The 14,385-nt window shown below is 35.3% G+C and carries 3 protein-coding genes; all 3 read left to right on the top strand.

From position 1 onward, the window contains the following. Nucleotides 1-186 precede the first annotated feature (186 nt). Nucleotides 187-570: a hypothetical protein gene (locus tag Q0049_RS08725; protein WP_298118820.1), complete on the top strand. Its 384-nt coding sequence runs from the start codon at nt 187-189 to the stop codon at nt 568-570. Between the two features lie 312 nt (nt 571-882). Further along, nucleotides 883-6,537, top strand: coding sequence for a T9SS sorting signal type C domain-containing protein (locus Q0049_RS08720; RefSeq protein ID WP_298118818.1), 5,655 nt, complete (start codon nt 883-885; stop codon nt 6,535-6,537). A gap of 189 nt (nt 6,538-6,726) precedes the next feature. Then, a partial coding sequence (locus Q0049_RS08715) for a GEVED domain-containing protein (protein WP_298118815.1) occupies nt 6,727-14,385 on the top strand: 7,659 nt, incomplete at its 3' end.

Below are 14,385 nucleotides of genomic sequence, written 5' to 3'. Positions count from 1 at the left end.
AAATCGTGCCTTTTTTATTGTTGATAATTAAGGGTTTGCATTTTTTGGCTATAGATTAACTGCTGATTTTTTAGACAAACTACTTTCTAAATGGGTTTAAACGATTTTTAGGGCATTTTATCGAATAAATTTCATGATACCTCACAATGGATGTAGTTTTGGCACAGAAATAACAACAAAATTAAAATGAAATTACAAAACACAAATACTAACAATTTTTTAACAGAGAACAAAAACAGATTGTTGTTTTTCTTTCTTTTGTTTTTGTTGTCAAGTTTTGGAATGTTTGGTCAATCAAAAGAAAATGTTGTAGTAGAAGAAATCAATACTACTTCTGTTGTTCTTCAAAGTGAAATTAATATTGTTTCTGTTGAATCTCAAATAGATTTTGTTAACTGGTTTATGGGTTCTAAACAACCACAATTAAAAAGTGATTTGAATGAAGTGAAGAACAATTCTTCAAAAGGAATTACAAGAAAGCAAATTTTATCATCAGGAATTACTCCAAATAAAGTTTTATATAGAACTTTTATGAAAAAAGTGAGTAGTCAAGACAGTGCAATTGTATAATTAGTTACTATATAATTCAGTTAGTTAAGTTACCATTAAACCTCCTTTTTTAAGGAGGTTTTTTTTTGTATTATTAATTAAAAATCAATGTTTTTATTTCAAATTGTTTTACAGAAAACATTATTTTTTAACCACATTAATCTTACATTGTAAAAAAAAATATTCTACAAATTAATGTAGTTTACCGATTTAATTTTTCACTTCATCGATTTGTTGTTTTATTGCATTAATAGGTATGGTTTTTTAAAAAATAATAATATATTTTTAACAATTAATTAATGTTAGAAAAATTTATACCCAAAATATAACGCTATGTTTAAAAAATTACTTAAAAGTTTAACGTTTACCTCACAAAACAATACTTTTTTTAATTGTTCATTAATTTTTGTGCTTTCTATTCTTGGAATGAATGGAGTAGAAGCTCAGGTAGCAAACTATCAAGTTGAGCAATTGCCTTACGGAAGTGGGCTAACTTATTCAACGATTGCGCCACCTGCAAATTATGCTCCACTACCTGTTTCGCCAGCAGTACCAGCTAGGACTAACCTTGAGACAGGAACAACAACTATTGTTGATAAAATTTATACAACAACCTTACCTTTTGCCTTTAATTTTAATGGAACAACGTATGCTTCAGGGACGACTATTTATGTTTCTTCAAATGGATTTGTTAGTTTTGGAACTACTTCTCCATCTGCTACTAACTGGTTTCCTATTTCTACTAATGGTGGTGATGGAGTAATTTCATTGTATGGAAGAAGAATGTCTGTTGTTAGTCCAACAACTACAGCTGCAAATATTTCTACATTTATTGAAAACACAGGTGTAAACGTAGCTCCAAATAGAATTTTTAAAATTCAATGGATTTTGAGAAGGAGAATTGACGGCGCTGCTCCTGGTGCATCAGAAGGTACTAGTAATGTTGCTTTTCAGCTGTGGTTGTATGAAACATCAAGTTTGATCGAATTTCATTATAATAGTGCTTCTTTCTCATTGGGTTCTACATATGGTGTAGCCTTGACTGGACAAGTCGGTTTAAGAGGATCGGATAATACAGATTATTTAAATTTAAGTCATACCAATAGCACTGCAAATTGGCCAGCACAAACATCACAAATGACTTTAGGTAGTCAGTTAATTGGTGGTGCGTCTAGTAATACCGCAAGTGTTGTTACAAGAGGAGGAGCTGGAACTACAAATGCTCAAATAGTCGCAGCTTCAAATAGAGTTTTTAGATTTAGACCAGTAACATGTTTTGCTCCAACAAGTCTCAGTGTTACAAGTATAACTAGTACATCGGCTACATTAAATTGGATTGCGCCAACTCCCGCTCCAGCTCAAGGTTATCAATATTATGTTGGTGTCAATGCTTTAGATGTTCCAAATGCTTCTTCAACTCCTACAGGTTCAGTTGGGGTAGGAATTATAACAGCTTCTTTAACAAGTTTAACGCCTGCATCACAACAATATGTTTATGTTCGATCGCGTTGTTCGGCTTCAGATTATAGTTCATGGGTTCCTATATTATTTTCAACATTATGTTCACCTACAAATGTAACGTATACACAAAATTTTGATGGTCCAGTTGTTCCAGCTGTATCACCTTATCTTACAAATAGTTTACCAACTTGTACAACTAATCAAACTATTGGAACATCACATCCGTGGTCAACAGCTTCTGCTACATATTATACTACTTCAGGAATGACGGGTAATATTTTAATGTATGATGGTCAATATCCTGCTGCTGGTGTTGCGGCAAATGCTTGGTTTTACACACAAGGAATTAATTTAACCGTTGGTCAACAATATAAAATGTCATTCAAATATGGAGGAGGAACAACTACTACAAATAGATTAAAAGTAAGCTATGGATTAGCGCCAAATGATACTAGTATGTTGTTAAATTTGGATGATTTACCTAATATTAAATCGTCACCAACTACAAATGTGATTTATTTTACTGCGCCAACAACTAATGTGTATTACTTTGGTTTGAATGCATATTCTATTGCAAACCAAGAACGTTTATTTGTTGATGATTTAGTTATTGAGCTTGCAAATTGTTTGAAACCAACTGCAGTATCAGTGGCAAATATTACACAATCATCTGCTTTATTGACTTGGTCAGAGCCAAGTCCAGCTCCAAGTAATGGTTATGCATATTATTATTCAAATTCAGCAACAGCTCCTACTAATTCAACTCCTGCTTCAGGAACAGTTGGTACTGGAGCAACAACAATTGTGTTGTCTGGATTGACTAGTAGTACAAACTATTATTTCTGGGTAAGAAGTATTTGCGGAACAGAATTAGGAGAATGGGTAGCATTAAACAACTCTGGTAGTCCATTTTTTACAACTTTATTTGTTCCTACATATTGTAATCCCGCTCCAACAAGTGTTGATAATTTAGGAATTGTTAATGTAACCTGTGGAAGTATTAATAATACAACAACAACAGAAGCTAATAATTATGGTAATTTTTCAGCCTTGTCAACTAATGTTAGTCCAAGTGGTACTGTTAATGTTGCTATAACTTTCAATACAGGTACTTATGATTATAATACTAAAGTATGGGTTGACTGGAATAATAATGGAAGTTTTTTAGATGCTGGAGAAAATGTTTACACAGGATTATCGGCTGCTTCTAGTCCAAATACTTTAAATGCAATATTTACTGTGCCTGCTGGACAACCTATAGGTCAAGTAAGAATGCGAATTGGAGGAGCAGATATTGATGCTTTAACAGGAACTGGAGCAGGTCAAGGACCATGTTATAATGGATCTTGGGCAACATTTGAAGATTATTCTTTAAATGTGGTAGTTCCACCATTACCACTATCACTAAATATTACATCAAGTACTCAATGTGCTAATACTAATTCGCCATTAGTACAAATTACACCTGCTGAGTTGGCTAATTATCAATCTTACTCTTGGTTTCCAAATGTCGGAGTTATAGGAACGCCTGCTTTAGGATATACATTCAATACTAGTTCGACTACAGTTTATACTTTGACTGCTACGATGACAAGTTCGCCTTTTAGTGTTAGAACTTTGACTTATACATATAATGCAAGTCCTACACCTTCACCAATAACAATTACTCCAGCATCAACTACAGTTTGTCCTTCTGGACCAGCAGTTCAATTGATGGCAACTGGAGGAATTGTACCAAATATTGTAGTTACTCCAGTTTCTCAAAACTTTAATAGTGGAAATGGAGGTTGGGTTTCGGCAACAGCAACAATTGCGCCTGCTCATATAAATGGAGTTATAGCTGCTTCATATTGGACTATACAAAACACAGGATATAATCCAGCTGGAAGTTCTGGAATAACCTCAGTTGTAAGTAATGATAGTTCACCATTTTTCATTTCTAATTCTGATGCTCAGGGTTCTGGTTCAACTACTCACGTAACTTTAACATCTCCAACTTTTAGTTTAGCAACTTATACAGATGCCTCTTTAAGTTTTTATCACTATTATAAGCCATATAATGGTGGAGCTTATTTAGAGATAACAACAAATGCTTCTAATGCAACTCCAACATGGGTTACTCTTCAATCATGGACTACTGCAACTCAAGGAGCGCCAACAAACTTTACCCAGTTTATTTATAATTTGAATAGTTACATTGGTCAAACCGATTTGAAAATTAGATTTAGATACAATTCAAATTGGGGATTTGTTTGGGCTGTTGATAATGTAGTGGTTTCAGGAAGTTCTGCAAGTGCTGTTGTTTGGAATAATAATTCAACTCCAGTTGCTAATGGAGTTGCTGTTCCAGGATTGTATTCTTCATATACAAGTTCAACAGTAAATAGCCCATATATTGCTGGTACGGCAGTCGCATCAGTTTATACATTACCATCAAGTGCTACAACTTATATAGCTAGTGTTAGCACTTCGGCTCCAGTTTGTACAGCATCTAATACAATTGCAGTTTCTGTAAATCCAATTTTAGGAGGAAATGCTTCTTCAAATCAAATAATTTGTGGAGGTTCTCCATCTGACATAACATTATCAGGACAAAATGGTACTATAGTAGAGTGGCAATATGCTAATGATTTAGCATTTACAACACCTGTTTCAATTTCTTCAAGTGCTTTTGCAACTTTAACATCTGCACAAATGGGAATCTTCACAGCGGATAGATATTTTAGAGCAGTAATAACAAATGCTGGTTGTACATCATATTCAAATGTTGTAAGTGTAACATTTAATACGACTAACTGGAATGGTACAGCATGGAGTAATGGATTGCCGTCAGCATCAAAAAGAGCAACTTTTTCAGGAAATTATGTTTCAAGTTCTGATGCTTTGTTAGCAGCTTCTGGAACACCGATGGTTTTAAATGCATGTTCAGTTACTGTTACAGGTGGCGCTATTGTAACTTTTAGTCCAAATTATATATTGAATGTTGAAAATACGGTAAATACGTTAGGAGGAACTATGAATTTCTTAGAAGGTGCAAGTTTAATTCAAGATAATGATGTAACTAATGGAGTGGGTGTAACAACTGGTGGAAATTTAGGCAGTATTAATTACACTAGATCTACAACAGTAGTTAGCGAATATGATTATACTTATTGGTCATCACCTGTTGCAAATCAAGCTTTGTCGAATGTTTCACCTGATTCACCAAATGATTATTTCTTTACTTTTGATCCTGCTGTTGCAAACTGGTATAATGTGCCATCAATAAATTTAATGGATGTTGGTAAAGGGTATATCATTAGAGCGCCATACTATGCTAATGGAACTGCTGGATATGCTTCTACTTTTATTGGAACACCAAATAGTGGAACCATTACAACTCCAATTGTTATAGGGCCAACAACTGCAACGCCTGTTTATAGAGAAACTAATTTAATAGGAAATCCTTATCCAAGTGCCATTAATGCAATAGCATTTTTATCAGATGCAGCTAATGTAAACAATGTTGAAGGAACAATGTATTTCTGGACACATACAACTCCAATTACTGCAAATAATTATACTGCTGCAGATTATGCGGTATTTAATTATTCAGGTTCTACAGCAACTTCTCCTGGAACAGGTTCAATTACACCTAATGGTTATGTTGGTGCAGGACAATCTTTTATGATTAAAGGAATTAATCCAATTGCACCTTATCCAACAGGAGCTTCAGTGAAAACAGTAACTTTCAAAAATTCTATGAGAGCTGGATTAGGTTATTCCAATTCACAGTTTTTTAGAAGCACTACATCAAACAGTGATGCTCAAACTACTTCGCCAATTTCTGATGAGGTAAGCTCTATTGTAAATTTAGAAAGAAACCGATTATGGTTAGACGTTTCAAACGCTGATGGATTATTCAAACAAACCCTTGTAGGTTATGTACAAAATGCTACTGATGGTTTAGATAGAGGTTTTGATGGAGAAATTGTTAATGCAGGAAATCAAGTATCATTATATACAATGGTTGATACTACTAAACTTGGAATTCAAGCTTTAGCACTACCATTTGATTCTAGTGATATAATTCCATTAGGATTCATGTCATCTATTGAAAGTACTTATACTATTTCACTTTCTAATTTTGATGGTTTGTTCAATGAGCAGTCTGTTTATTTAGAAGATAAATTGTTAAACATAGTTCACAATTTAAAAGATAGTAATTACACATTTACAAGTGCAATTGGAACTTTTGAAAATCGTTTTCAATTAAGATTTACAAATACGCTTGGAGTAAATGATCCTGTATTTAATGATGAATCAGTTATAATTTTCAAACAAAATCAAAATATTGTTGTTTCGGCTTCTTCGGTTTCAATTGATAAAGTTGAGGTTTTTGATATTAGAGGAAGACAATTATTTAGTAAAAATGATATTAATTCAGATGAGTTTACTATAACTAATTTAGATGCTTCTCAACAAGTTTTAATTGTTAGAGTCACCTCATTAGAAGGTAAAGTTGTTAACAAGAAAGTTATTTTTTAATTAGATATAAAACAAATTACAAAATGTCATGAAGGTAAAATCTGCATGGCATTTTTGTGGCTTTAGTCTTTTTTATTAATGTATTTTATCGATTTTTTTAACACTTTTATCGTTTTTGCGAATAATATATTAACATGTATTTAACTTTATATTTATATTAACACATTAATTAACCCAATTTTTTAAATTATGATGAATAACTACAATTCTCTGAGTTATCGAAAATTATCGAAACTCAGCTCGCAAGAGCCCGATGTAGTTGGGAATTCTCCCAATTCGACAGGCAAAATGCGAACGTCGTGGCTTATGAGTTTGTGTTTTGTTTTTGTTTCCCTTTTTATGGTAAGCAATAGTGCTTTAGCACAAACTAATATCGCAAATTATACCTTTTCTTCGACAACTGGTGCGACTTATACCCCAATTACTGGAGGTACTGTATTGTTTTCAGGTCTGTACGACAATAATGTATCAACAGCAATTACGATGGGAGGAACTTTTCCTTTTGGGGGTAGTAATTTTACTACTTGTTTTATCAGTGCTAACGGATACATAACTTTTGGTGCTGCACCTGCGGGTACAAATTATACACCATTATCTACATTAGGTTCTACTACAGGAGCAATCTCTGCTTTTGGTCAAGACGCAGGAGGTTCTGAAGTTTCAGGAGCCGCTCCTGAAATTAGCTATTTGAATACAGGAACAGAGTTTGTTGTTCAGTACAAAGATCATGCAAACTATTTCAATAGGAGTACCGAAAGATTAAATTTTCAAATTCGTCTTACTTACGCTACTGGAGTTGTTAATATAGTTTATGGAACTCAAGTAGGACCTGGTTCAGTTTCAACAAGTGGTACTACACCACAAGTTGGTATTAGAGGAAATACTGTTGCCTTTGCCACAAACGTAAATCTTCTTCAAATTGGTAATGTGCCAGCAGCTACTACATGTAATTGGTCAAATGCTGTAGCTGGTAATGCAAATTCAAGTACAATGTTGTATTCAGGCACAACTAATGCTAGTGTAAATATTCCTACGGGTTTAAGATATACATGGACGCCAGGAACACAGTTGCCTGTAAGAACTTTTGCCGCTACTACAGGTATCACTACTTCTGCTGCAACTGTTTCGTGGACAGCACCAACAGGTGCAACTACCTATAATGTTCAATATAGAGTGCCAGGTTCTTGTACTTGGACCAATTGGAGTGGAAATCCGGTTGCAACACCTTCTGTTACTTTAACAGGCTTAACAGCCAATACATCTTATCAAGTTCGTGTTCAGGCTATTAATGGTGCAGTACAATCTGATTATTCTCATATACCAAATACAGCTGGTGGAGGTAATGGTTATACCTCTACAGGTACTTTTACAACTTTACCGCCTGCATGTTCTGGTACACCTACAGCAGGTACAGTTGCACCTTTAACAAGAGCTGTTTGTACGGCTGTTGTTCCTGGGTCATTTACTGTTTCTGGGTTTACAACAGGTGTAACAGGGATAACTTTTCAATGGTTAGAGTCTTCAAGTCCAACAGGTCCATTTGGTCCTGTAACAGGTACAGGAACTGGAGCAGCAACGGCAACTTATACTCCACCACCTTTTCTTGGTACAACTATATACTATGTATGTAGAGTGGCATGTACAGGAAGTGGATTGTTTGCGGATACAGCACCTGTGTCTGTAACACAGCCTGTTGCACCAACAACTCAAGCTTCTGCTGCAACAACTTCTAACGCTTCAAGTTTTGGAATGACAGCATCTTGGACTAATGGTAATGGAGCTAGAAGAGTGGTTTATATCAATAATTCTCCTACTTTTACTGATCCAGTAAATGGTAATGCTGCTGCTTTAGTTGCAAATACTGTTTATGCAGGTTCAGGTCAACAAATTGTTCTTGATGGAACTGCAGCTACAGTTTCTGTTACTGGTTTGTCTTTAGGAACAACTTACTATTTTAAAGTATATGAATATGCTCGATGTGGTTCTGGTCCTTATGATTATTATTATAACACAACTACAGGTACAAATACCGCTTCAGGAACAACTTGTCCTGCGCTTAGTATTCCTTTTACTCAAAATTTTGAGTCTGCTGTGGTACCAGCAATTCCGACTTGTACTTCAATACAAAATGCAGGTTCAGGAAATAATTGGGCAACAATAAATAATCCTGGAACTGGATTTACAAATAAAACACTAAAATATACCTATAACTCGCTTAATGCAGCAAATGCATGGTTTTATACTTCTGCAATGAATTTAACTGCAGGAACTTCTTATACAATTAGTTATAAATATGGTAATGATAGTACTTTTTATGTTGAAAAGTTAAAAGTAGCATATGGGACTTCTCCTGTTGCTACCGCAATGACTAATGCTATTGCAGATCATCCAACAATAAATACAGCAACTCCAACTACTAATAGTGTCATTTTTACACCACCAACGTCAGGTGTTTATTTCTTTGGTTTCAATGCTTATTCAATAGCTAATCAAAATGGATTGTTTGTTGATGATATCTCAATAACATTGACACCAACATGTTATGTTCCAACAGGATTGTCAGCTTCAAATTTAACTCCTACTACGACTGATGTGACTTGGACAGCTCCAACTTCTGGAACAACTCCATTACAGTATGAATACGCTGTTACAACTTCTGCAACTCCACCAACTTCAGGTACTGTTAGTGTTAGTAATTCTGTTACAGGTGTTACTATTACTCCTTTGACAACCTATTATTTACATGTTCGTTCAGAGTGTGTAGCAGGTTCTGATTATAGTAGTTGGGCTACATCAGCTCCATTCCAATATATTCCTGGAGATACATGTTCAAGTGCAATTAATTTAGCAACTTTAACAAGTCCATATAATGGTACAACTGTTGGTGCTACAAATGATTTTACTAATACTTGTGCAAGTGGAAATACTTCACCAGACTTAGTGTATTATATTGATGTTCCTGCAGGTTACACATTAGTAATTGGTCAAACTGCAAACGGATATGATTCAGAAAATACTTTGAATTATGGCGGTGCATGTCCAGGTACAACTCAAATTGCTTGTTATGATGATCCAGATGTTCAAAATTCTACATGGACAAATACAACTGGAGTTACTCAAAGAGCATATTGGGTTCAAGATGGATTTTCTGATAGTACAAATTTTGGTACTTTCACTCTAGCATGGGCTTTAACTCCTCCACCAATTGTGGTTACTAGTTATGCGCCAGCTTTTGCTTGTACAAATGAATTAGCTTCAACTGTTATTACTTTAACAGGTTCTAATTTTACAGGAGCTACTGATGTTAAACTAAATGGTGTTTCTCAGTCGTTCACAGTAGTTAATGATACTACAATTACAGTTGCTTTGTCTGCTACAAGTACATCAGGTACATTTGTAGTTTATAATGCAGTAACTTCTGGAACAAATGCTACTGCATTACCAATTAATGTAAGTCCAACTGTTAGTCCAATTGTGGGAGTTACAGAAATATGCTTATCATCTCCAACAACAACTTTAACTAATGCAACAGGAGGTACAATTGCTTGGAGTTCTTCTAACCCAAGTGTTGCTACAATTGATGCAGCAACAGGTGCGGTTACTGCTTTAACAGCAGGTTCAACTGTTATATCTTATTCTGTAACCAGCGCTCAGGGATGTGTTACTACAGTTACTCACAATATAGATGTTAGATCTCAAGTAGTTATTGGAACTCAACCTTCGCCTCAAGTTATTGTTACTGGGAATAACGCAACATTTACAGTTGCTGCAACAGGAACAGGTTTAACTTATCAATGGGAAGAATCAACGGATAATGGTGCAACTTTTAACCCGCTTTCAAATGCTGGTGTTTATAGCGGTGTTACTACATCTACTTTAACATTAACTGCTGTAACTGATACAATGAATACTTATGAGTATAGATGTGTAATTACTGGAACTTCACCATGTGCACCTGAGACTTCAAGCAGTGCTTTATTGACAGTAGGAAATACAGGAATTGGTTTGAATCCTTCAAACGTAAGTTTATGTGATTCAGGTAATGCAGTTTTCACGGTTGCAGGTACAGGTACTGTTACTGGTTACCAATGGTATGAATATGATGGAACAAATGTTACAACATTAACAAATACCGGTGATTATTCTGGTGCAGATACTGCTGTTTTAACAGTTTCTAATGCTGATAATACAAGAAATGGTTATGTTTATTATGCTGATATTATTGGTCCAGCTAATACTGTTACAACAACTTCAGCTACTTTAAATATTGCAACAGGAGTTACTGTTTCTGCTCCAAGTAATCAAACTAATTGTGCTAGTGGAGGTTCTTCAGTATTCACTGTAACGCCTTCAGGTTCATTTACAACTGTACAATGGCAATATTCATCTGATAACATTTCATTTAATAATGTTGTTAATGGAACTCCTGCTGGTGCAACATATACTAACGCATCTACAAATGCTTTAACTGTTGCTACAACTTCTGCAACTCCTGCAGCAGGAACATATTATTACAGAGCTTTGGTTGGAGCAAATGCTCCATGTGTTGCTGTAGCTTCGTCAAGTGCTCAATTATTAATTAATAATCCTGTTATTGATACTGCTCCAGTTGCTACTTCTGTTTTTGGAGGAAATACAGCAACTTTTACAGCAACTTCATCTGCTCCAGGTGTAACGTATCAATGGCAACGTTCTGCTACTTTAGCAGGAACTTATGTTAATGTTGTTGATGGAACACCTGCGACAGTTACATATAGTGGTGCTACAACAGGTACTTTATCTGTTACTACTTCACCTTCAACTCCTGCAAGTACAAATAATTATTATAGAGTTGTTATTACTTCAAATGGCTGTTCTACAACATCTTCAGGAGCATTATTAACTGTAACAAATTATTGTGTCTCAAATGCAACAAATACAGCTGATGACGATATTGCACAAGTTACCTTTGGTTCTTTAGTTAATCCAACTACTGCACCAACACCATTATTAAGTAATGCAGCTGCAAATAAAACATATACAGATTTTACTGCTCTTCCAGCACAAAATTTCACTCAATTATCTACTTATCCAATTGTAGTAAAGCAATTCAATGGAGCAGCTACTTATTACCAATGTTGGACTAAAGTATTTATTGATTGGAATAAAGATGGAGATTTTGCTGATGCTGGTGAAACTTATAACGGTACAGGCGGTGTCGATGGACCTGCTACTGCACCTGCAAATGGTGTAGTTTACAGTTCTAATATAACAGTTCCTTTAACAGCTTCTCTAGGATTAACTCGAATGAGAATTATTTTAGATGAATTTGGTACAGCAACAACTACTGCAAATGGTTGTGGAACATTCTCTTATGGAGAGACAGAAGATTACTTAATCAATGTTCTTCCAGCTCCAACATGTGAGGGAACTCCAGTTGCAGGTACTGCTACTTCTTCTGTGGCAAATGTTTGTTTTTCTGGAACTGCAAATTTATCGGCTTCTGGATTCACTACAGGTGTGACTAATGTTTCTATGCAATGGCATAATTCTGCTGGACCAATTGCAGGTGCTAATAGTGCTACATACACTACACCTGTTTTAACTGCTACAGAAACTTATTTCTTGAGAGTTACATGTGATAATTCAGGATTATTTGCTGATACTAATATTTTAACCATTGGAGTTAGTTCTCCTTCTGTTGACTCTACTTTAGCTGGTGAGCGTTGTGGAACAGGTTCAGTCGTTTTAAATGCTACTGGCTCAGCTGGAACAGTTTTAAATTGGTACACAGCTGCTACAGGAGGAAGTTTAGTTGGAACTGGTTCACCTTTTAATACACCAGTTATTTCGACAACTACTCCTTATTATGTTAGTGCAGAAATTTTAGGTTCGGCTACAACATTAAATCTTGGTGCCGGTGCAAGTACATCATCTTCTCCAGGATCATCTCCATATTATCATGGTTATGGAGGACAAAAATCTCAGTTTATTATTAGAGCTTCTGATCTGACTGCTGCTGGTTTTAGTTCTGGTAAATTGAATTCAGTTGCTTTCGAAATTACTTCACTTGGAACAACTACATTAAATGGTTTCAATTTGAAAGTTGGTACTACAGCTCAAACAGCTGCGGTTTCGAATACTGCTATTACAGGATTAACAACTGTTTATTCAAATGCTGCTCAAACTTTGACTTCTGGTGTTAATACTTATAATTTCTCTAGTCCTTTTAATTGGGATGGCTCTTCAAATTTAGTTATTGAGGTTTCTTATAGTAATAACAATACTGGAGGTTCAAGTTCAACTGTGAAAACGGATACAGTTGCTTACACTTCAACTTTAGGTATCTATGCTGACAATGCTACAGCTACTGCTGTGCTTGCGGCTACTTCATCAACTGGTTTAGGTACTTTAAGTAGTAATACAACAACAACTGTTCGTCCAAGAATGATTTTTGGATTCACACCTGCTTGTCAAACACCTAGAGTTCTTGTTACAGCTACAGTAAACACTCCACCAGTACTTACTTTAAGTTCTTCAAGTGCAGCTATTTGTTCAGGTAGTTCAAGTTCTACAGTTACGGTTACGTCAACAGTTGGTGATTATGATTCCTACACATGGTCTCCTTCATTAGGAGTTAGTGGAGATGCTACTTCAGGTTATACTTTTAACCCAACAGCAACAACTGCTTATACATTAACAGCTACAAATGCTGCGGGATGTGCTAATACTACTACATTTAATGTTACAGTAAACCCAATTCCGACTCCTATAATTATTTCGCCTTCAGCAACACAAATTTGTGCAAATGCTGTATTACCAGTATTAGTTTCTGCTTCAGTTGGAGCTGCATCTAGTGCAACTGGAGGATGTTTAGTTGATGAGTATGGTCAATATCCATCTGCTGCTTATTCGCCTACTACATGTAATGGTTCAACAGTGAACACAATTGCAACAAATTGTTATGCTGGAGAATATACATTAGTTAATGTTAATGCATCTACTAAGTATACCTTTACATCTAATGGTTTAAACGATTATGTAACAATAACTGATGGTGCAGGAACTGTTGTTCTAGCTGCAGGAGCTTCTCCAGTAGTTTGGACTTCTTCAAATGTTGCTGGTCAGGTTAGATTTTGGACACATAGTGGTAGTTCTTGTGGTGTTAATTCTACAAATAGAACTCGTTCTATAATATGTGAACCATTAAATGTTACATATACTTGGTCTCCAATTTCAGGATTATTTAATGATGCTGCTGGAACTAGTGCTTACTCTGGTGATGCTAGAGCAAATGTTTATGCAAAACCTACTGCTACTACAGTATATACTGTAACTGCTGCTTTTGCAACAGGTTGTTCTTCAACTAGCTCGACTACAGTTACTGTTTTAACACCAACAACCTACTATGCAGATATTGATGGTGATGGTTATGGAAATGAGGCAGTTGTATTAATGTCATGTACACCTGTTGCAGGTTATGTTACAGTTGCAGGAGATTGCAACGACAACGTAGCTTCTACCAATCCAGGCGCAGTTGATGTTTGTTACGATGGAATCGATAATGACTGTAATGGAATCATAGACAATGTTGGTTTACCTGGAGGATGTACACCTATAGTTTCTACTTTGCCAGCGGCACAATGTGGAACAACAGTTTCAGGATTATCAACTTCTATGTATGCTACAAATATTTCAGGCGCACAAGGATATCGTTTTAAAGTTACTAATATGTCAACAATGGCGGTTCAAATATTTGATCGTCCGGTTAATAACTTGGCATTTTCAGCTATTCCTGGAGTAACATACAACACACAATATCAAGTTGAGATTGGAGTTAGATTTAATAATGTATGGCAACCATTCTAT

This window comes from Flavobacterium sp. (assembly GCF_027484205.1).
GTDB lineage: Bacteria > Bacteroidota > Bacteroidia > Flavobacteriales > Flavobacteriaceae > Flavobacterium.
This window is presented reverse-complemented; position numbering and strand designations above follow the sequence as displayed.